This is a genomic window from Maribacter sp. (assembly GCF_016744255.1).
Taxonomy (GTDB): domain Bacteria; phylum Bacteroidota; class Bacteroidia; order Flavobacteriales; family Flavobacteriaceae; genus Maribacter_B.
On the sequence record NZ_JADGES010000057.1, the window covers coordinates 1 to 21,792 of the forward strand.

16 protein-coding genes and 1 pseudogene are annotated in these 21,792 nt (G+C 35.1%); 13 read left to right on the top strand and 4 right to left on the bottom strand.

What is annotated here, in order from left to right; translation table 11 throughout:
* Nucleotides 1–98: pseudogene (locus QZZ51_RS10595) on the bottom strand (TrmH family RNA methyltransferase); the annotation flags it as partial.
* Nucleotides 99–124: 26 nt separating this feature from the next.
* The gene (locus QZZ51_RS10600) at nucleotides 125–1,468 is read right to left on the bottom strand and encodes a cation:proton antiporter (RefSeq protein WP_291869401.1); all 1,344 of its coding nucleotides are present in this window, start codon (nucleotides 1,466–1,468) and stop codon (nucleotides 125–127) included.
* Between the two features lie 246 nt (nucleotides 1,469–1,714).
* Between QZZ51_RS10600 and rimP the strand changes: the two genes are divergently transcribed.
* From rimP to infB, 3 genes are read left to right on the top strand one after another with little or no spacing between them, the layout of a single operon-like run.
* Nucleotides 1,715–2,176 (top strand): ribosome assembly cofactor RimP, encoded by a 462-nt coding sequence (rimP, locus tag QZZ51_RS10605; RefSeq protein WP_291869403.1) that lies wholly within the window; start codon nucleotides 1,715–1,717, stop codon nucleotides 2,174–2,176.
* Between the two features lie 13 nt (nucleotides 2,177–2,189).
* Nucleotides 2,190–3,422, top strand: coding sequence for a transcription termination factor NusA (gene nusA / locus QZZ51_RS10610; protein WP_291869405.1), 1,233 nt, complete (start codon nucleotides 2,190–2,192; stop codon nucleotides 3,420–3,422).
* A gap of 42 nt (nucleotides 3,423–3,464) precedes the next feature.
* Nucleotides 3,465–6,332: a translation initiation factor IF-2 gene (gene infB, locus QZZ51_RS10615; RefSeq protein WP_291869407.1), complete on the top strand. Its 2,868-nt coding sequence runs from the start codon at nucleotides 3,465–3,467 to the stop codon at nucleotides 6,330–6,332.
* Between the two features lie 38 nt (nucleotides 6,333–6,370).
* Here infB and QZZ51_RS10620 read toward each other — a convergent pair whose 3' ends face one another.
* Complete coding sequence (locus QZZ51_RS10620) at nucleotides 6,371–6,742, bottom strand: SPOR domain-containing protein (RefSeq protein ID WP_291869409.1); 372 nt, start codon at nucleotides 6,740–6,742, stop codon at nucleotides 6,371–6,373.
* Between the two features lie 231 nt (nucleotides 6,743–6,973).
* On the opposite strand from QZZ51_RS10620, the gene QZZ51_RS10625 reads away from it, so the two are divergent.
* The 9 genes from QZZ51_RS10625 (at nucleotide 6,974) to QZZ51_RS10665 (ending at nucleotide 19,585) form a co-directional block, all read left to right on the top strand.
* Nucleotides 6,974–8,314: a c-type cytochrome gene (locus QZZ51_RS10625; RefSeq protein WP_291869411.1), complete on the top strand. Its 1,341-nt coding sequence runs from the start codon at nucleotides 6,974–6,976 to the stop codon at nucleotides 8,312–8,314.
* A gap of 35 nt (nucleotides 8,315–8,349) precedes the next feature.
* Nucleotides 8,350–11,466, top strand: a complete 3,117-nt coding sequence (locus tag QZZ51_RS10630) for a TAT-variant-translocated molybdopterin oxidoreductase (RefSeq protein WP_291869413.1) — start codon at nucleotides 8,350–8,352, stop codon at nucleotides 11,464–11,466.
* A gap of 34 nt (nucleotides 11,467–11,500) precedes the next feature.
* Entirely contained in the window at nucleotides 11,501–13,225 is a 1,725-nt protein-coding gene (gene nrfD, locus QZZ51_RS10635) for an NrfD/PsrC family molybdoenzyme membrane anchor subunit (RefSeq protein WP_291869415.1), read from the top strand.
* A gap of 2 nt (nucleotides 13,226–13,227) precedes the next feature.
* The gene (locus tag QZZ51_RS10640) at nucleotides 13,228–13,758 is read left to right on the top strand and encodes a DUF3341 domain-containing protein (protein ID WP_291869417.1); all 531 of its coding nucleotides are present in this window, start codon (nucleotides 13,228–13,230) and stop codon (nucleotides 13,756–13,758) included.
* Between the two features lie 2 nt (nucleotides 13,759–13,760).
* On the top strand, nucleotides 13,761–14,321 hold the full coding sequence (locus tag QZZ51_RS10645) for a cytochrome c (protein WP_291869419.1): 561 nt from the start codon (nucleotides 13,761–13,763) through the stop codon (nucleotides 14,319–14,321).
* A 17-nt stretch (nucleotides 14,322–14,338) separates the two neighbouring features.
* Complete coding sequence (locus QZZ51_RS10650; protein ID WP_291869422.1) at nucleotides 14,339–15,676, top strand: quinol:cytochrome C oxidoreductase; 1,338 nt, start codon at nucleotides 14,339–14,341, stop codon at nucleotides 15,674–15,676.
* A gap of 24 nt (nucleotides 15,677–15,700) precedes the next feature.
* The gene (locus QZZ51_RS10655; RefSeq protein WP_291869424.1) at nucleotides 15,701–16,759 is read left to right on the top strand and encodes a cytochrome c oxidase subunit II; all 1,059 of its coding nucleotides are present in this window, start codon (nucleotides 15,701–15,703) and stop codon (nucleotides 16,757–16,759) included.
* 40 nt (nucleotides 16,760–16,799) lie between these two features.
* Nucleotides 16,800–18,623: a cbb3-type cytochrome c oxidase subunit I gene (locus QZZ51_RS10660; RefSeq protein ID WP_291869426.1), complete on the top strand. Its 1,824-nt coding sequence runs from the start codon at nucleotides 16,800–16,802 to the stop codon at nucleotides 18,621–18,623.
* Between the two features lie 137 nt (nucleotides 18,624–18,760).
* Nucleotides 18,761–19,585 (top strand): DUF2807 domain-containing protein, encoded by an 825-nt coding sequence (locus tag QZZ51_RS10665; protein WP_291869428.1) that lies wholly within the window; start codon nucleotides 18,761–18,763, stop codon nucleotides 19,583–19,585.
* 95 nt (nucleotides 19,586–19,680) lie between these two features.
* On the opposite strand, the gene QZZ51_RS10670 is transcribed toward QZZ51_RS10665, so the two are convergent.
* Nucleotides 19,681–20,448 (bottom strand): DeoR/GlpR family DNA-binding transcription regulator, encoded by a 768-nt coding sequence (locus QZZ51_RS10670; protein ID WP_291869430.1) that lies wholly within the window; start codon nucleotides 20,446–20,448, stop codon nucleotides 19,681–19,683.
* A gap of 346 nt (nucleotides 20,449–20,794) precedes the next feature.
* On the opposite strand from QZZ51_RS10670, the gene QZZ51_RS10675 reads away from it, so the two are divergent.
* A partial coding sequence (locus QZZ51_RS10675; RefSeq protein ID WP_291869432.1) for a glycerol-3-phosphate dehydrogenase/oxidase occupies nucleotides 20,795–21,792 on the top strand: 998 nt, incomplete at its 3' end.

Sequence of the window (21,792 nt, forward strand, 5' to 3'; positions counted from 1 at the left end):
TTTTGCGCTGTACGCCATAGAACGCCTAAGTTTTCTGGTGTTTTTCCGTTTTGAATACCAATTCCAAAAAATGAAGTTGTAAAATTATCAGGTTGCATTTAATGTTATTTCTGAGGTGAAATTATTATTTGTCGGAGTTCTGGTTGTTTTCTCCTTCGGTAGCTTTAAAAGAGTCGTCATTTGTTTCTAAAAGCCGTTCCTGTTCGTTTTGTTTTTCTTGGAGTATATCTTCTGCTTCATTTCTTTCTATCATTTCATCATCTATTTCGTCTAGTAAAGTATTCATTTTACGTTTGTCTTTTATCATTGCCCATGTCATAATAAGACTTGTGGTAATAATTACAAAAAGAAGAATCCCAGATTCAAAAGCGACAACTTGTGCCTCTTTAGGTATCGCATAAAATAGAAGAACAGTGATTAGTCCTCTGGGAGCAATAAACAATTGAGGTAAAATATCCTTACCGAAGAATATTTTAAGAATTAAGAAGCGAATGATATAGATGGATGCAATAATTAAGAGGCTTACAAAAACTACGGTAAGATTAAATAGGGAAGAAAGCACAATGGTTATGCCGAATATTACAAAGAAAAAGGTCCGAACTACAAAGGCTGTTTCTAGAGTTATAATATGTAGTTCATGATATATTTGCTGTATTTTTTCGCTTTCTAAAAAGATTTTAGTTTTTCCTGGGAAAAAGAGCTTAACATTGGCGATTACCAATCCGAATATCAGAATTATAATTAAAGAAGAAAGATGCATCTTTTTTCCTATGGCATATAGAAGTAGTAATACCGCGATAAGTAAAAATTGTTTCGCTTGGCTTTTTATGCGTTGAAAAATAAGTATTATTGCGTAGCTCGCTATTAATGCAATTACAATGGTTAGGGCGATGTTTCCTGCAAAACCTGCTACCCCAGAATTTTCAGTAGGATTTAAGCCTCCTATTAGGAAGTAGAACATCATTATTCCTATAATATCCGAAAAGGTGCTTTCGTAAATATGAAACTCTTTTTTTTTGTCAGAGAGTCCACTAACACTTGGGATAATAATAGCGCTAGAAAGAATGGAGAGTGGAGTTGCATATAACCATGCAGATTGCATACTCATGTCTAGGATAAAATAATGGAGGATTAATGCGGCAACCCAAGCGGAACCTATTAATCCAATTAAAGCAATGGCCATTGCTTTTAAGATAGGGATAATCTTGCTTTTCTTTAATTCGAGTTCCAATGCGGCTTCTAGAACAATCATTATAAGCCCTACAATGCCTAAGAGTTCTAGTGCTCCTTCAAAATTTGGCAAATCCGGAATAAAATATTTTAAAGCGTATTGTAGTATTATGCCTAAAACAATAAGCATTAATACGGAGGGTATATTTGTTTTTTTAGAAATTCCATTAAACCAAAAAGAAAGAACGACAATAACTGAGGCTCCTATTATAAGATTGTAAGAAGAAAATATTTCCATAAAATGTATCTTTGGTTTGTTAATTATTGGTTTAAAAATAAGACATCTAGATTGTAATTTAAGGCAAAATATAAGTGTATTTTGGAATCAAAAAATAAAATTCTACTATTTATCTTGTTTTTAGGTCTTTAAATTAGTGGCTTAAGCCTATGGCAGAAAATAAAATTATTTGTATATTTGCAAAACTGAAAGGATATGAAGTATTCGTGAGGGGACATTTTGTCCCCTCTTTTATTACTTAAAATTATGCTCAAACATAGGGTAAAAGAGTTGTTAGATGTTGCTTTGCAAGAAGATGAATCTATTTTTTTGATAGATTTTACAATTACGGTGGATAATAAAATTAACGTTGTTATCGATGGAGATAATGGGGTTACGGTTAAAGATTGTGTGAGAGTAAGTAGGGCAATAGAGCATAATTTAGATAGAGAAGAAGAAGATTTTTCTTTAGAAATTGCTTCGGCAGGAGTTTCTTCTCCGTTAATGTTGCCAAGACAGTATAGGAAGAACATTGGGAGGAAAGTCGAAGTTGAAACGGAAAGTTCTTCTTATGAAGGTAGTCTAACGGATGCAAATGAAGAATGTATTACTTTAGAGTGGAAGGCAAGAGAGCCAAAACCAATAGGTAAGGGTAAAGTTACGGTTCAGAAAAAAATGGAGATCCCTTTTTCTGAAATTAAGAAAGCAAAAGTTGTATTAAAATTTTAATAGATAAGTAAAAATGGAAAATATTGCGCTAATTGAATCTTTCTCGGAATTTAAAGATGATAAATTTATCGACCGAGTTACGCTTATGGCGATTTTAGAGGATGTTTTTAGAAACGCTTTGAAAAAGAAATTCGGTTCGGATGATAACTTTGATATTATTATAAATCCAGATAAAGGAGATTTAGAAATTTGGAGAAATAGAATCGTTGTTGAGGACGGTGAAGTAGAAGAGCCTAATGAGGAAATATCTTTAACGGAAGCTCGTAAGATTGAGCCAGATTTTGAAGTAGGAGAGGACGTTTCGGAAGAGGTTAAGTTAATAGATTTAGGAAGAAGAGCTATTTTGGCATTACGTCAAAATCTTATTTCTAAAATCCATGAGCATGATAATACTACTATTTATAAGCAATTTAAGGATTTAGAAGGGGAGATTTATACAGCAGAAGTTCATCACATAAGACATAAAGCAATTATTATGTTAGATGATGAGGGGAATGAAATAATTTTGCCAAAAGACAGACAGATACCATCTGATTTTTTCCGTAAAGGAGATAATGTTCGTGGTATTATTGAAAGTGTAGAGTTAAAAGGAAGTAAGCCTAGTATAATTATGTCAAGAAGTTCTCCTAAGTTTTTGGAGCAATTATTTTTTCAAGAAATACCAGAAGTGTTTGATGGTTTAATTACAGTTAAAAAGGCGGTTCGTATTCCAGGTGAAAAAGCAAAAGTTGCTGTAGATTCTTATGATGATCGTATTGATCCAGTAGGAGCATGTGTGGGGATGAAAGGTTCTCGTATTCATGGTATAGTAAGAGAATTAGGTAATGAAAATATAGATGTTATCAATTGGACGAGTAATCCACAATTATTGGTAACAAGAGCATTGAGTCCTGCAAGAGTATCTTCAGTGAAGCTTAATGATGAGAAAATGACAGCTCAAGTTTATCTAAGGCCAGAAGAGGTTTCTAAGGCAATTGGTAGGGGTGGTCATAATATTCGTTTAGCTGGTCAGTTGACTGGTTATGAGATAGATGTATTCCGCGAAGGTGTCGAAGAAGATGTTGAGTTAGCGGAATTTAAAGATGAGATCGATGCTTGGATTATTGAAGAATTCAAGAAGATTGGTATGGACACTGCAAGAAGTGTTTTAGAACAAGATGTTAGTGATCTAGTTAAAAGAACTGATTTAGAAGAAGAAACAATTGTAGAAGTTGTTCGAATTCTAAAAGAAGAATTAGAAGATTAACTATATATTAGCAGTAATTTTTAAGAACGGGAATCAGTATTTATGGCAGACAATGCAAAAATAAGACTTAATAAAGTTCTTCGTGAGCTTAATATTTCATTGGATAGGGCAGTGGATTACCTTGGTACAAAAGGTCATTCAGTGGAGGCAAGGCCTACGACTAAGATATCTGATGAAGTTTACCAAGTCCTTTTGGATGAATTCCAGACGGATATGAGTAAAAAAGTTGCGTCTAAAGAGGTTGGAGAAGAGAAAAGAAAAGAGAAAGAGGCAATTCGTGTTCAGTTAGAACAAGAACAAGAAGAAAGAAGGCTTGTTAGGGAGAAAAGAAATGCTTCGGAGCGTATTATTAAAGCTAAGGTAGAATTAGCTGGTCCAAAGACTGTTGGTAAGATAGATCTAAATCCGAAGAAAAAAGGAGCTGAAATTATTAAGCCAGTAGCAGAGGAAAAAGCGCCAGAGCCTAAAGCGGAAATCGTTGTTGAGAAGACAGTACCTGTTGTTGAGGAAAAGAAAGTAGAAGAGGTTCCTGTTGTTGAGGTTAAAAAAGAAGCTAAGGTTGAAGAGGTAAAAGTAGAGAAGAAGCCAGAAGTTAAAGAAGAGAAAAAGCCAGAACTTAAAGAAGAGAAGAAGGTTGCTGAGGCTCCGGTAGTTGAAAAGGTGGAGGAAAAAAAGCCGGAAACTTCGGAAGGAGAAGAGGTTAAAGCTCCTGAAAATGAAACTTTAACTACACAGTATAAAAAGTTAACAGGGCCTAAAATTACGGGTGCAAAAATAGATTTATCTAAATTTCAAAAGCCTAAAAAGAAGAAAGAGGAGGCTAAGGATTCTAATGCGGGTGCAGATAAAAAGAAACGTAGAAGAAGAATAGTTAGTAATAATGCTAGTGGTTCAGGTGTTGGTCGTCCACAAGCAAGACCTGGTGCTAGAGGAACTGGTCCTAGAGGAAATAATGCAGCTGGTAAAGGAAGAAAACCTTTTGGTCAAGTAGCTAAAGTAGAGCCTACAGAGGAAGATGTTCAAAAGCAAGTGCGTGAAACCTTAGAGAAACTTCAGGGTAAATCTAAAAAAGGTAAAGGTGCTAAGTATAGAAGAGATAAGAGAGATACGCACCGTCAACAAACGGAGAAAGATTTAGAGAAACAAGAATTAGAAAGTAAGATTCTTAAAGTTACTGAATTTGTTACAGCAAGTGAAGTGGCTACTATGATGGAAGTGGGTACGACAGAAATTATTTCTGCTTGTATGTCATTAGGTATCATGGTTACTATGAATCAAAGGTTGGATGCAGAGACATTGTCTATTGTTGCGTCTGAATTTGGTTATGAAGTGGAGTTTATTACTGCTGATATTGAAGAGAGTATTGTAGAAGAGGAAGATGCTCCAGAAGATTTAAAGTCTAGGGCTCCTATTGTTACTGTAATGGGGCATGTGGATCACGGTAAAACTTCTTTATTAGATAATATCCGTCAAGAAAATGTAATCGCTGGAGAAAGCGGTGGAATTACACAGCATATTGGTGCTTATGGTGTAACATTGGAAGATGGCCAGAAAATAGCATTCTTAGATACGCCAGGTCACGAGGCCTTTACGGCAATGCGTGCTAGAGGTGCTCAGGTAACAGATATTGCTATTATTGTAGTTGCTGCGGATGATGATATAATGCCGCAAACTAAAGAAGCAATTAGTCATGCTCAGGCAGCTGGTGTGCCAATTGTATTTGCAATTAATAAGATAGATAGGCCTACGGCTAATCCGGATAAAATTAAAGAAGGTCTTGCTCAAATGAATTTGTTGGTAGAAGATTGGGGTGGTAAAATTCAATCCCATGATATTTCGGCAAAAACAGGCGATGGTGTAAAAGAACTTTTAGAGAAAGTATTATTAGAGGCTGAATTGTTAGAGTTAAAAGCTAACCCTGAGAAAGCGGCAATAGGTACTGTGGTAGAAGCCTTTTTAGATAAAGGAAAAGGATATGTTTCTACGGTATTAGTTCAGGCGGGTACTTTAAAAATAGGAGACTATGTATTGGCGGGTACCACTAGTGGTAAGATTAAGGCAATGCATGATGAAAGAGGAAAGAGTGTTATGGAGGCAGGTCCTTCGACCCCAATTTCAATTTTAGGATTAGATGGAGCTCCTCAGGCAGGGGATAAGTTTAATGTCTTAGAAGATGAGCGTGAGGCTAAGCAAATTGCTACTAGACGTTCTCAATTACAGCGCGAGCAATCCGTGAGAACGCAGAGGCATATTACTTTAGATGAAATAGGAAGAAGAATTGCGTTAGGAGACTTTAAAGAACTTAATATTATCCTTAAGGGTGATGTGGATGGTTCGGTTGAGGCTCTTACAGATTCATTCCAGAAATTATCAACAGAAGAGATTCAGGTTAATATCATTCATAAGGGTGTTGGTCCAATTACGGAATCAGATGTATTGTTAGCTTCGGCTTCAGATGCCGTGATTATTGGGTTTAATGTTCGTCCAATGGGTAATGCTAGAGCAGTAGCAGAAAAAGAAGAAATAGATATCAGAATGTATTCTATTATTTATGCGGCGATTAATGATCTTAAAGATGCAATGGAGGGAATGCTTTCTCCAGAGATGAAGGAAGAAATTAATGGAACTGCGGAAATACGGGAGACATTTAAAATTTCTAAAATTGGAACTATTGCTGGTTGTATGGTTACTACTGGTAAAATCTTTAGAAACTCTAATATTAGATTAATTCGAGATGGAGTTGTAATTTATACAGGTGAATTTGCTTCTTTAAAACGATTTAAAGATGATGCAAAAGAAGTGGCTAAAGGATATGATTGTGGATTGCAGATAAAGAACTACAATGATATTAAAGAAGGTGATGTAATAGAGGCTTTCCAGGAAGTTGCAGTGAAGAAAAAGTTGAAATAAACTTTAGGCCTTAAATAATTGAATAAAAAAAAATCGACCTATTTGGTCGATTTTTTTGGTTTTAGTAATATCGCTTCTGAGTATTTTTTTCGAACTTCTTTAAACTTCCGTTCGGCATCTAATTTCGACTTAAAGCGTCCTAGTCGTACTCGATAGGTAGGGGAGTCGAAATCAATTTTAGATACTAGGTTGGGAAAATCAACTTCAACATTAGATTTGATTCTCTGAGCCTTGGCGTAAGAGCCAAATCCCACCTGTATCCTATAATAATTAGAATTGTTTGATGCGGATTTGTATATGTCCAATAGTTTAACAATTTTATCGTCCTGACTTATAGTTACTTGTCCGTCTTGAGCATGGATAAAAGTAGTAAATGCTACGAATACAGTTATTGTTAGTAATGTTTTCATCTTGTTGCGTTTATAAAATTTAGAGCTGTGCAAATGTAAATTTTAAAAGTCATTTCTGTGTTTTTTTGATTTATTTAGAATTGTTATAAATTACAAATTATAGATACCTTAACATTTTCAAAATAAAGTCTATGTTGTATTTTTGCGATCAATTCAGGTAGGGGTGTGGTTATTTTTAAATAACAAATGACTAATATCATGCCATAAATTTCGATTGAAACATTCTATTATATGAAAAAGGTTATAAACCGCAATCAGATTTTTAAAGTACTAAACATTAGCGTGGTGCTTTTCTTGCTTTTTTCCGTTTCAGCTTTAGCTCAAGATGGTGCAAGTGCATCTAGTGGCGATGCTGCAAAAGGAAAAGCGTTGTTTAATCAAAATTGTGCAGCTTGTCACTCTTTAACTCGTAAAATGACTGGTCCTGCTTTGGAAAAAGTAGAAGAGCGTCTTGCGGAGAACGAAGGGTTGGATAGGGAGTGGTTGTATTCTTGGATTAAAAACAGCTCTGGACTTATTAAGTCTGGGGATGCGTATGCTAATAAGGTGTATGCAGAGTATAGTGAAGCGGCTATGACGGCTTTTCCTACTTTGTCCAATGCAGATATTGATAATATATTGGCTTATACGGCTGAACCGCCAGCGGTTCCGGTTGTTGCAGTTGCAGATAATGCTGTTGCAGCGTCGGGAGGTGGTTCTTCAGGAATTTCTAATGAAATAATTTTGGGGGCATTAACTTGTGTTTTTGGTCTTTTGGTTATGATGTTGTTCTTGGTTAATAAGACTTTAAGGCGTGTAGCGGAGGCTAATGGTGTTTCCTTAGAGAAGGATAACGCAGAAAAAAGATTGCCTATATGGAAGGCTTTTGCTCAGAATCAATTTTTGGTTTTGGTGACTGTTATTTTTATGTTATTGGGAAGTGCTTACTTTGCTTATGGATGGATGATGCAGGTAGGTGTTGATCAAGGGTATGCTCCAATACAGCCAATACATTTTTCTCATAAAGTGCATGCTGGAGATAATAAAGTGGAGTGTAAATATTGTCACTCTTCTGCTCGCGTTTCTAAGACTTCTGGTGTTCCGGCTTTAAATGTTTGTATGAATTGTCATAAGTCAATTTATGAGTATAAAGGTAATGCTGAAGGGCCTTCTAAGGAAGATTTAGAGAATGGTTATACTAATGAGTTTTATACAGGTGAAATTAAAAAGCTGTATAAAGCTGTTGGGTGGGATGAAGAGAATCAAGGTTACACAGGAGAAAGTGAGCCAGTAGAATGGGTTCGTATTCATAATCTTCCTGATTTTGCGTATTTTAATCACTCACAGCATGTGTCTGTTGCGGGGATAGAGTGTCAGACTTGTCATGGTCCAGTAGAGGAAATGGAAATTATGTACCAGTACTCTCCATTAACAATGGGATGGTGTGTTAACTGTCACAGGGAAACAAATGTTAAAGTTGAAGGCAATGCGTATTACGAAAAAATACACACTGAACTTTCTAAAAAATATGGTGTAGATAAGCTTACTGCTGCTCAGATGGGTGGTTTGGAATGTGGAAAATGTCACTATTAATTTTAATTAAAAGAAGCTAATTACATATATTAAGTATGGCATCAAACAAAAAATACTGGAAAAACGAAGCGGAGCTAAATCCTAACGATTCCATTGTTGAGACGCTAAAACAGAACGAATTTGTTGAAGAAATTCCTGTTGATGAGTTTTTAGGGGATAAGGAGAACTTATCGGAATCTAATACAAATAGAAGAGATTTCTTAAAATACGTTGGTTTTAGTACAGCTGCTGCTTCTTTAGCGGCATGTGAAGGTCCTGTGGTTAAGACTATTCCTTATGTTGTGCAGCCAGAGAATATTGTTCCTGGAGTAGCTAATTATTATGCTACTACTATTGCGAATGGTTTTGATTTTGCTAGTGTTTTAATAAAGACTAGGGAGGGAAGGCCTATTAAGGTGGAGAATAATACGGATGCTAAGGTTGGTGGTTTTGCAAATGCAAGAGTACAGGCTTCTGTTTTGTCTTTATATGATAGTACAAGGTTGCAAGGGGCTTCTAAGGCTGGCGAAGCTGTTGAGTGGAGTGTTTTAGATGCGGATGTTAAGTCTAAAATAGAGGCATTAAAGGATACGAGTAAGCAGGTTGTGTTTTTGACGCAATCTTATGCTAGTCCATCTACAGCAAGATTAATCGAACAGTATAAGGTGGTTAATCCAAATATTAATCATGTAGTTTATGATGCTATATCGCAAGACGCGGCTTTAAATGCTTTTGAAAACAAGTATGGAAAAAGAGCTTTGGCGGATTACGATTTTGAAAAAGCAGATTTAATAGTTTCTTTTGGTGCTGATATTATTGGTGACTGGCAAGGGGGTGGATACAGTAGTGGTTATTCTAAAGGACGTGTTCCGAAAAATGGAAAAATGTCTAAGCATGTGCAGTTTGAGGCTAATATGTCTTTGGCGGGTGCAAATGCCGATAAGCGTATTACTTTAACTCCGACGCAACAAAAAATAGCATTAGCTAAGTTGTATGCTAAGCTTTCTGGAGGTTCTGTTGCTGGGGAAATTCCTGCATATGCAGAAGAGGCTGTTGGTAGAGCGGCTGCATTAATAAATAAGAATAAAAAAGGTTCCGTTGTTGTGACTGGGCTAGATGACGAGAATGCTCAATCTGTAGTTCTTGCTATAAATGAAATGTTAGGTAGTGTTGCTTATGATGCGGCGGCTCCTAGATATATAAGACAAGGTAATGTAAAAGCGGTTAATAAATTAATTGCGGATATGAATGCTGGTAAAGTTGGTGTTTTGGTTATGGATGGGGTTAATCCTGTGTATACTTTGCCGAATTCTGCTGATTTTAAAACTGGTGTCGAGAAAGTAGATATTTCTGTTGCTTATGCAACAAACTGGAATGAGACTACAGAAGTTGCTACTTATACGGCTGCTTCTAATCATTACTTGGAATCTTGGGGTGATGTTGAAATTAAGAAAGGATATTATAGTCTAATACAGCCAGCAATAAAAGAATTGTTTGATACGCGTCAGTTTCAATCTTCTTTATTGAGCTGGATGGGTAGTGAGGCTACGTATTATGATTTTGTAAAGGAAACTTGGACTGCTTCTGTATTGAATGGTTCGGATTGGAATGTAGCTTTGCATGATGGTGTCTTTGTTGTTAAAGATGAAGCTTTGCAAGAGGTTGTTTCTGTTGCTGTTAAAACAGAAGAAGAGCTACAAGCGGATATGTTGTCTGTGAGTTCAGCTGTAAGAAGTTTGTCAAACGCTACTAATGAAGGTGGATTTGAGTTGACATTATATTCTAAAACAGGAATGGGAGATGGTCAGCAGGCTAGTAATCCTTGGTTACAAGAGTTTCCAGATCCTATCACTAGGGTGACTTGGGATAATTATGTTACTGTTTCTAAAGCAGATGCTGAAGCATTAGGTTTAGAAAATCATAATGTTGCAAATGGAGGAATGGATGGTAGCTATGCTAAACTTACTGTTAATGGTGTAGTTGTTGATAAAGTGCCAGTTGTGGTGCAACCAGGTCAGGCTAAAAATTCTATTGGTCTTTCTTTGGGTTATGGTAAAAAAGTGGGTCTAAAAGAAGATATGCAAACAGGGGTTAATGCTTTTGCTTTGTATCAAGGATTTAGTAATATACAATCTGTATCTATAGAAAAATCTGCTGGGAATCATGAGTTTGCTTGTGTGCAATTGCATAAGACACTTATGGGTAGAGGGGATATTATTAAAGAGACTACTTTAGAAATTTTTAATACTAAAAACCATAAAGAGTGGAATCCTCAGCCTATGGTTTCTTTGGATCACCAAGAGGTGCCGGCTACATCTGTAGATTTATGGGAGAGTTTTGATAGAACTATTGGGCATCACTTTAATATGTCAGTCGACTTAAATGCGTGTACCGGTTGTGGTGCTTGTGTTATTGCTTGCCATGCAGAGAATAATGTTCCTGTTGTTGGTAAAGCTGAAGTTCGTATGTCTAGGGACATGCATTGGTTGCGTATTGATAGATATTATTCTTCCGAAGAAAGTTTTGAAGCGGATGATACCAAGAAGGAAGAGTTTGATGGTTTGTGGGGAGATAAAGGTTCTTTGAGTGGATTTGGAGAGTTGGAAGATCCTTCTGCTAATCCTCAAGTAGCTTTTCAGCCAGTAATGTGTCAGCATTGTAATCATGCTCCTTGTGAGACTGTTTGCCCTGTTGCGGCAACATCACATGGTCGTCAAGGTCAGAATCAAATGGCATATAACAGGTGTGTGGGTACAAGATATTGTGCAAACAACTGTCCTTATAAAGTTCGTAGATTTAACTGGTTCTTATATAATAATAATGACGAGTTCGATTATCATATGAATAATGATTTAGGTAAAATGGTTCTTAATCCGGATGTAAATGTACGTTCAAGAGGGGTTATAGAGAAGTGTTCTATGTGTATTCAGAAAACACAAAAAACCATTCTAGATGCTAAAAGAGATGGTCGAGTTATTGAAGATGGTGAATTCCAAACAGCTTGTTCTTCTGCATGTGGAGATGGGGCAATTGTTTTTGGCGATGTTAATGATAAAGAAAGTAAGGTGGCTCATTTAAAAGAAAGTGACCGTATGTATCATTTATTAGAACACGTGGGAACTAAGCCAAATGTTTTTTACCATGTACAGGTAAGAAATACAAACGAAGCATAAAAAAATAATAAGAAAGTAACTATAATAAAAGTCTATGGCGTCGCATTACGAAGCACCTATACGAAAAGCCCTAGTAATTGGAGATAAAGGCTACCACGATGTAACAGTTGATATTGCCGCTCCGGTAGAAGGGAGAGCCAATAAGCATTGGTGGATTGTTTTTTCCATTGCAATGGTAGCATTCCTTTGGGGAATGGGTTGTATAATTTATACTGTATCAACGGGTATTGGGACTTGGGGTCTTAATAAAACGGTAAACTGGGCCTGGGATATTACCAACTTTGTTTGGTGGGTAGGTATTGGTCATGCAGGGACCTTAATTTCTGCTGTATTATTATTGTTTAGACAAAAATGGAGAATGGCAATTAACCGTTCTGCAGAGGCTATGACAATATTTTCTGTAATTCAAGCAGGTTTATTCCCTATCATACACATGGGGCGTCCTTGGTTAGCGTACTGGGTTTTACCCATACCTAATCAGTTTGGTTCTTTGTGGGTAAACTTTAATTCCCCTTTACTTTGGGATGTATTTGCAATTTCTACCTATTTATCTGTATCACTGGTTTTCTGGTGGACGGGTTTATTACCAGATTTTGCTATGTTAAGAGATAGAGCAGTTCTTCCTTTTCAGAAAAAAATATACGGCTTATTAAGTTTTGGTTGGAGTGGTCGTGCTAAAGATTGGCAACGTTTTGAAGAAGTTTCTTTGGTATTAGCTGGTTTAGCTACGCCATTGGTACTTTCTGTACATACAATTGTATCTTTTGATTTTGCTACTTCGGTAATACCTGGATGGCATACAACTATATTTCCTCCATATTTTGTGGCAGGAGCAATTTTCTCTGGATTTGCAATGGTGAACACACTATTGATTATTATGAGAAAAGTGTGTCATTTAGAATCTTATATTACAGTACAACATATTGAGTTGATGAACATAGTAATAATGTTAACAGGTTCCATTGTGGGTTGTGCATATATTACAGAATTGTTTATGGCTTGGTATTCTGGTGTAGAATACGAGCAGTATGCTTTCTTAAACAGAGCAACAGGGCCTTATTGGTGGGCTTACTGGTCTATGATGACTTGTAATGTGTTTTCTCCACAATTTATGTGGTTTAAGAAATTAAGAACAAGTATTATGTTTTCTTTCTTTATCTCTATTGTTGTAAACATAGGGATGTGGTTCGAGCGTTTTGTAATTATTGTTACTTCGCTACATCGTGATTATTTGCCATCATCTTGGTCTATGTTCTCTCCTACTTTTGTTGATATAGGGATATTTATAGGGACAATTGGATTCTTCTTTGTGTTGTTCTTGTTGTATGCTAGAACATTTCCTGTAATTGCACAGGCAGAGGTTAAGTCTATATTAAAGGCTTCTGGTGATAAGTACAAGAAGTTAAGAGATGCAGGGAAGCCATTATATCAGATTAATGGTGTAACTGAAATAGTGGAGACTGTAAAAGAAGAAGAAAAGACTATAGACATAGATGACAAGGAAGTTTCTGCCTTGTTTGATACTATTGGAGTTTTTAATGCAGATACAGATACTGCTGATGATCTTAAAAAGGTAAAAGGGATTGGTCCAAAAATGGAAGTTACCCTAAACGAGATAGGAATTCACACTTTTGCTCAAGTTAGTAAAATGACAGAAAAGGAGTATGATTTGTTAGATTCTATTACAGGTTCTTTTCCTGGTCGTGCACAGAGAGATGATTGGGCTGGTCAAGCCAATAAATTAAATTCAAATAAATAGATATGGCGTCTAAAGTTTTACATGCTTATTACGATGATGATGATGTGCTTATGCTTGCTGTTAAGAAAGTAAAAGCGGCAAAACATCATATAGATGAAGTGTATTGTCCTTTTCCTGTACACGGGTTAGACAAAGCAATGGGCTTAGCCCCAACAAGATTAGCTATTACAGCATTTATTTATGGGTGTATTGGTCTTGCTGTTGCGGTTACTATGATGAATTATATAATGATAGAAGATTGGCCTCAAGATATTGGAGGAAAACCAAGCTTTAGTTATATAGAAAATATGCCTGCTTTTGTGCCTATTATGTTTGAACTTACCGTATTTTTTGCAGCGCATTTAATGGTGATAACTTTTTACCTTAGAAGTAGATTGTGGCCATTTAAAAAAGCAGAGAATCCAGATGTTAGAACAACAGATGACCATTTTTTAATGGAAATTGAAATTCATAATAACGAAAATGAATTAAAAGAGTTGTTAGCAAATACAGGAGCAGTAGAAATAAATATATCAGAAAAAAACAGTCATTAAATATGAACAGTTTTAGAAACATAGTAATTGTATTAGGAATGGTGCTTTTAGTTGCATCATGTGCTGATAAGAGTAGGCCTAATTATCAATATATGCCAAACATGTATGAGTCTGTTGGCTATGAGACTTATGGTCAAATTGAATTTATGCCTAATGGAATGGAAGCTAGAAAACCAGTAGAGAATACTATTTCTAGAGGTTGGATTCCTTATGGTATTGAGAATACTTTAGAAGGTAAAGAAATTGCAAGATTAAATCCTAGTCCATTAGACTCTTTACAATCGCAAGTTAACTTGGCTGAAGGAAAAGAATTGTATACCATTTATTGTGGAATTTGTCATGGTAATAAAGGCAAGGGACAAGGAAATTTGGTGAAAAGAGAAAAGATTTTAGGTGTGCCTAGCTATGCCGATGCAGCAAGAAACGTAACGGTAGGAACTACTTTCCATACCATACAATATGGATTAAATTCTATGGGTTCTTATGCATCCCAAATGAATACAAAAGAAATGTGGCAAGTTTCTGAGTATGTAATGACATTGAAACAAGATTTAATAAAATAATACATAGATAATAAGATATGTACACGTTTTCAAATAAATTAAAAATTGCTTCCTTCATATTGATGGCGGTTGGATTATTAGGTATTGGTGTTGGGTTTTTATCCGCTCCAGGAACTGTTGAAGAGGCGAAAGCTATTGTAGCTAGTCAGAGTAATGGTCATGGAGATGCACATGCTGTAGAATCAGATGCTAATGAACATGGAGAACATGTGGCTGAAGAGGCTCATGGGCACGAGGCTTCACATGACTCTTCTCATGATGAGCATTTGTTACATCAATTACAAAACAAACCTTGGGCTGCATTATATGTAGCGGCATTCTTTTTTATGATGATATCCTTAGGGGTGTTAGCTTTTTATGCTATTCAAAGGGCGGCGCAAGCTGGCTGGTCACCTTTACTGTTTAGAGTAATGGAGGCAATTACGTCTTATTTAGTGCCAGGGGGTATTATTGTATTTGTGATTTTAGTAATGTCTGTATTGCACATGAACCATTTATTTGTTTGGATGGATACTGATGTTGTTGCAAATGATCATTTATTACAAGGAAAAAAAGGTTTCTTAAACCCAACATTCTTCTTAATAAGAGCAGCTATATTTTTAGGAGGATGGATATTGTATAGAGAATATTCTAGAAAGCTTTCTTTAAGACAAGATGAATCTACTGATGATTCTAATTTTAAATTGAACTTTAGAATTTCGGCTGCGTTCTTAGTTTTTTATCTTATTTCAGAATCAATGATGTCATGGGATTGGATTATGAGTGTGGATCCGCATTGGTTTAGTACCTTATTTGGATGGTACGTATTTGCTAGTATGTTTGTTTCAGGTATTACTGTTATTGCTATGGTGACTATTTATTTAAAGTCTAAAGGGCATTTAACAGATGTAAATGATAGTCATATTCATGATTTAGCAAAATTCATGTTTGGTATTAGCGTTTTTTGGACCTATTTATGGTTCTCGCAATTTATGTTAATTTGGTACTCAGACATCCCAGAAGAGGTTACATATTATATAACACGTATACGAGATTATAAACTTCCTTTCTTTGGAATGATTGTTATGAACTTCGTATTTCCTTTATTGCTATTAATGAATAGTGATTTTAAAAGAGTTAATTGGTTTGTTATTATGTCTGGTGTTGTTATATTAGCTGGCCACTATTTGGATATCTTTAATATGATTATGCCTTCAACAGTTGGTAATCAATGGTTTATAGGTATTCCAGAAATTGGAGCGGTATTGTTTTTTGCAGGTTTATTTATCTTCTGGGTATTTAGAGCATTGAGCAAAGCACCATTACAACCAAAACGAAATCCTTTTATTGAGGAGAGTAGACATTTTCATTATTAGTAAGCTATAATTATAAATCATACAATGACTACACTATTGACTTTAGCTGTATTAGTTTTAGTTGCCGTTGCTATTTGGCAAATGACTAAAATCTTTGAATTATCTCAGCTTAAAACGGAAGATTCACAAGTTGCAAACGATGAGGATAACAAGTATAACGGTTATCTCCTATTTGCCTTTCTTATTTTTATTTATGGTATAACCATATTTAGTTTTTGGAAGTATACTAAGGTTTTATTACCAACAGCAGGCTCTGCACACGGAGCAGAATATGATTCTTTAATGTTGGTTTCCTTTGTGATTATCTTTATAGTACAAACGCTTACCCAGGCGTTATTGCACTATTTTGGGTATAAGTATAGAGGTAAAAAAGGAAATAAAGCATTATTCTATGCGGATAATGACAAGTTAGAGTTTATATGGACTATTATTCCTGTGATTGTTTTGGCGGGTTTAATACTTTGGGGTCTTTATACTTGGACAGAAATCATGGATATAAATGATGAAGATGATCCTATTATTGTAGAATTATATGCACAACAATTTAATTGGACGGCCAGATATGCTGGTGCCGATAATGTTCTTGGTGGTGCTAATGTTAGAATGATTGATATTGATAATGCTAATATTTTAGGTTTAGATGAATCTGATAGCTATGGAGCTGATGATATTTTAGTTAAAGAATTGCATTTACCTGTAGGAAGAAAGGTTAATTTTAAAATGCGCTCGCAAGACGTATTACACTCTGCTTATATGCCTCATTTTAGAGCGCAAATGAATTGTGTTCCAGGAATGATTACAGAATTCTCTTTTACTCCAATTACTACAACTGCCGAGATGAGACTAGATCCAGATGTTGTAGATAAGGTTAAAAGAACTAATGCTATAAGAGCAAAGAGAGCTGCTAAAGGGGAAGAGAATTCGGATCCTTGGGAGTTTGACTACATTTTACTTTGTAATAAGATTTGTGGAAAATCGCATTACAATATGCAGATGAAAATTATTGTAGAAACAGAAGAAGAGTATAATGAGTGGCTTAAAGGGCAACAAACTTTTAAGCAAACAGTAGCATCTGTACAATAATTAAAGTAAAACTTCAACTTAATAAAAAACTAGTTCGATTATGTCAGCAACAGCACATGCACAGGTAGAAGGTCACGATGATGATCATGGACATCATCACAAAGAAACCTTTGTAACAAAATATATATTTAGTACCGATCATAAGATGATTTCAAAGCAGTATTTAATTACTGGTTTAATTATGGGTACTATTGGTATTGCAATGTCTATATTATTTAGAATGCAATTAGCATGGCCAGGAGAGTCTTTTCCTATTTTCGAAGCCGTACTTGGAAAATGGGCGCCAGGAGGAGTAATGGATGCCGATATTTATTTAGCATTAGTTACTATTCATGGAACTATCATGGTATTCTTTGTATTAACGGCAGGTTTAAGTGGTACTTTCAGTAACTTATTAATTCCATTGCAAATTGGGGCAAGGGATATGGCATCTGGTTTTTTAAATATGGTGTCTTATTGGTTATTCTTTTTGTCTAGTGTAATCATGTTGTGTTCTTTGTTCGTTGAGGCTGGGCCTGCAGCTGCTGGTTGGACTATTTACCCGCCTTTAAGTGCTTTACCTATGGCTCAACCAGGTTCTGGAATGGGTATGACATTATGGTTGGTTTCAATGGCTATATTCATTGCGTCTTCTTTGTTAGGGTCTTTAAATTATATCGTAACGGTAATTAACTTAAGAACAAAAGGAATGTCAATGACAAGATTGCCTTTAACTATATGGGCTTTCTTTGTAACTGCAATTATTGGTGTAGTTAGTTTTCCTGTATTATTGTCTGCAGCTTTGTTGTTGATAATGGATAGAAGTTTCGGAACGTCATTTTTTTTATCCGATATTTTTATTCAAGGTGAAGTGTTACATTACCAAGGAGGTTCGCCAGTTTTATATGAACATTTGTTTTGGTTTTTAGGCCACCCAGAAGTATATATTGTATTATTGCCAGCATTAGGTATTACTTCAGAAGTAATGTCTACCAATGCTCGTAAGCCTATTTTTGGATATAGAGCTATGATTGCATCTATTATTGCAATTGCTTTCTTATCTACTATCGTTTGGGGGCACCACATGTTTATATCTGGAATGAATCCATTCTTAGGGTCTGTATTTACATTTACAACTCTATTGATTGCAATACCTTCTGCAGTAAAATCTTTTAATTATATAACTACGCTTTGGAAAGGTAACTTACAGCTCAATCCAGCTATGTTATTTTCTATAGGTTTGGTTTCTACTTTCATTACTGGCGGATTAACAGGTATTGTTTTAGGAGATAGTACATTAGATATAAACGTTCACGATACGTATTTTGTAATAGCTCACTTTCACTTGGTAATGGGTATATCAGCATTGTACGGTTTATTTGCTGGTGTGTATCATTGGTTCCCTAAAATGTTTGAAGGTAAAATGATGAATAAGAATTTAGGATATATTCACTTTTGGATAACTGCAGTTTGTGCTTATGGTGTGTTTTTTCCAATGCACTTTGTAGGTATGGCAGGTGTGCCAAGAAGATATTATGAAAATACTGCTTTTCCTATGTTCGATGAATTGACTGATGTACAAGTATTAATGACTGTATTTGCTATTATTGCAGCAGCAGCACAATTAGTATTTTTATACAATTTTATCAGTAGTATATTTTATGGAAAGAAAGGTTCTTTAAATCCTTGGAAATCTAATACACTAGAATGGACAACTCCACATGAGCATTTTCATGGTAACTGGCATGGTCCAATTCCAGAAGTTCATCGTTGGGCTTATGATTATAGTAAGGTAGATGCAAATGGCGAATATGTTATTCCTGGACAGGATTATATTCCACAAACCGTAGCCTTACAAGATGGTGAAGAAGAAATGCATCATTAATTGATGTTTAGAAAATAAAAAAATGCCCAACTTAAAAAGTTGGGCATTTTTTTTGATACTACTTCAAAATATAATAGGATCTTTCTGCAATATATTTTGTAAGTTAGAATACCATTAACTGAATTAATTTGACAATAATGAAAAGAATAGTTTTAATGCTTCTCTTTGTATTTTGTGCGCAATTACAAGGACAGAGAAAACCGAAAATAAAAGGAAATAAGAATGTTATTGAAGTAGTACAAGAATTACCAGCCTTTTCTGCGATTGAACTTAAGGATGGTTTAGATATTAATATTCAAAACACAGGTCAAGAAGGGTATGTCTTAAATGTAGATGATAACTTAATTGATGTGCTTAAATTTAAAGTCGTAGATAGCACATTGCATATTAGTTCTTTTTATAAAATAACAAGTAAAAAGAAGTTGGAGATAACCATTAATTATCAAAAGTTGAATTCGATAACCATAAACGAAGGTAGAATTCGAATGAAAGATGTTGTTAATTCAGACGAGCTATTTATAAATATGTATGAGTCTGCCAAGTTACAACTTAACGCAAATGCTCCTATCGTACATGTGAATATGGAAGGCAGTAGTACGGGTGAATTTAATGTAGATACAGATTCCTTGTTGGTTACCTTAAAAGATCGCATAGATGTACGATTGTATGCTACGAGTAGCTCTGTGGCTATCGATATGCATGGAAATTCTTCGGCAAAAGTAGACGGTGTAACCAATCGTTTGTCTATTGACTTAAATGGGAAAGCTAATTTAAAAGCAGAAAAGTTTCAAGCAACGGAGGTTGTGGCTGTGTTAAGAGAATCTTCAACAGCTAAAGTAAGCGCGCAGGAAAGTTTAGAACTTACTTCAACAGGGTCTTCTAAAACATATTTTTATGGAGACGGTAAGATTGTTCTTTCCGAATTTTTAGATACTTCGGAATTGTATCGAAGAGTTAAATAAAAGGATAAATGAGATTATCTATTGAGCGATGTTGCTAGAAGGGTCAGAAGTTTAAAATCCTTTGTTTTAAGAGATTTTTCTGTTGTAAAAGGGCTTTATACTATAGTTACGTTTATACCTTGTTCTAATAAGCTATTCTTTGTTTTTTCGTCAATGCCTTTGTCTGTTATTATTTGATCCACATCTTCCAGTCCGCAAATTCTTCCAAATCCTTTTTTCCCAAACTTAGAGGAATCGGCTAAGATTATAATTTTTTGAGCAGCTTTGATCATCGCTTTATTCAAAGAAGCCTCCATAGAGTTCGTTGTTGTTAGTCCAAAATCAATATCAATACCATCGACACCTAAGAATAGTTTAGTAAACGTAAATTCAGACAACATTTTTTCGCTAATAGGGCCAACAACAGAAGAAGAGCTATGTCGTACCATTCCTCCTAGTTGCATTACATCTATGCTGGGGTTTTTAGATAAAATTAGAGCGGTATTTAAGGAAGCTGCTAGTACGGTTAAACCTTCAACGGGCTTTATATGTCTTGCAAATTCTATAACAGATGTGCCAGATGCTATAATGATACAATCATGGGGTTCTAAAGCTTCTCCTGCTGCAATCGCAATTCTGTTTTTTTCTTGCGGATATAATTTTTCCTTAATGTTGACATTGTGTTCTTTTATATAAGGATTTAGAGGAATTGCTCTTCCGTGTGATCTAAATAGTAATTTTCTTTCTTCTAATAGTTTTAGATCCTTTCGAATTGTTACTAATGAAACATCAAACTCTCGACTCAAGTCGTTTACGGTAACATAACCATTTTCTTCTAATTTCTTTAAAATTAGCTTGTGACGATCAACAATATTTAATGTCATTAGTTATTTATTTATAAGCAAAAATATGTTTTTCTATTTTGAATTTGAAATTAATAGTCTTCTATTTTAGCGGCTTTATCATATTTATGTTAATTTTTCTTGTTTTTTTTCGATTTATAAGAATATCGTTGGGTTTGTAATAAAATAAGGGTAAATGAGGGTTTTTATCTTTTGATTTTTTGTTTTTTTATATATAAAAAAGAAAAATGTGATATTTATCATGATAAGGATAAATAAAAAAATAGTAACTTTCGGAAACTTTCGGAAACTTTCGATGTCTTTCAGTAAATTTCGTATTATTATTTAGTCGAAAGTTTTGTAAAAAGTTAAACAAAAATTATCTGTCATGAAAAGAGAAGAAATGATTGCGCAAATTGGTGATGATTCTAAGGAATTTGATTTTGTTGTAATTGGTGGTGGTGCAACAGGAATAGGAATAGCTTTGGAGGCATCTGCTAGGGGTTATTCTGTTATTCTTCTGGAAAAATCCGATTTCACTAAATCTACATCAAGTAAATCCACTAAGCTAATGCATGGTGGAATTAGATATTTAGCACAAGGAGATATAGGATTAGTTAGGGAGGCTGTTGTGGAAAGAGGCTTGATGACTCAAAACGCACCTCATTTAGTAAAAAGCCAATCTTTTATTATACCTACTCATGGTTTATATGACGAAATTCTCTATACAGTTGGGTTGACGTTCTACGATTTGTTAGCGGGAAAATTGAGTTTGGGAAGGTCTAGAAGAATTTCTAAGGCCAAAACATTAAAGCGTATCTCTACAATCAACCCTAAGAAAATATCAGCAGGGGTAGTATATTATGATGGGCAGTTTGATGATACCCGTATGGCAATTAACACTTTGCAAAGTGCATCCGATTTGGGTGCTGTTATTTTAAACTATTGTAATGTTACCAGTATGCTCAAAGATGATAAGGGCAAATTGAATGGAGTTGCATTTACGGATGAAGAAACAGGGAAGAAATATGAAATAAAAGGGAAGCAAGTAGTAAATGCTACTGGTGTTTTTGCAGATGATGTTTTAAGAATGGATTCTCCTGGAGCAGAGAAAACTATAGCACCTAGTCAAGGAGTGCATTTGGTTTTGGATAAATCATTTTTACCAGATGATGATGCCATTACGATTCCTAAGACAGATGATGGTAGAGTGCTGTTTTTAGTGCCGTGGCATGATAAAGTTATCGTGGGAACAACCGATACTCCTATAGAGAAAGAGTCATTAGAGCCTGTAGCGTTAGAAGAAGAAGTAGGGTTTATTTTAAGTACAGCGGAGAGATATTTAACTAAAGCACCCAAACGAAGTGATGTCTTAAGTGTTTTTGC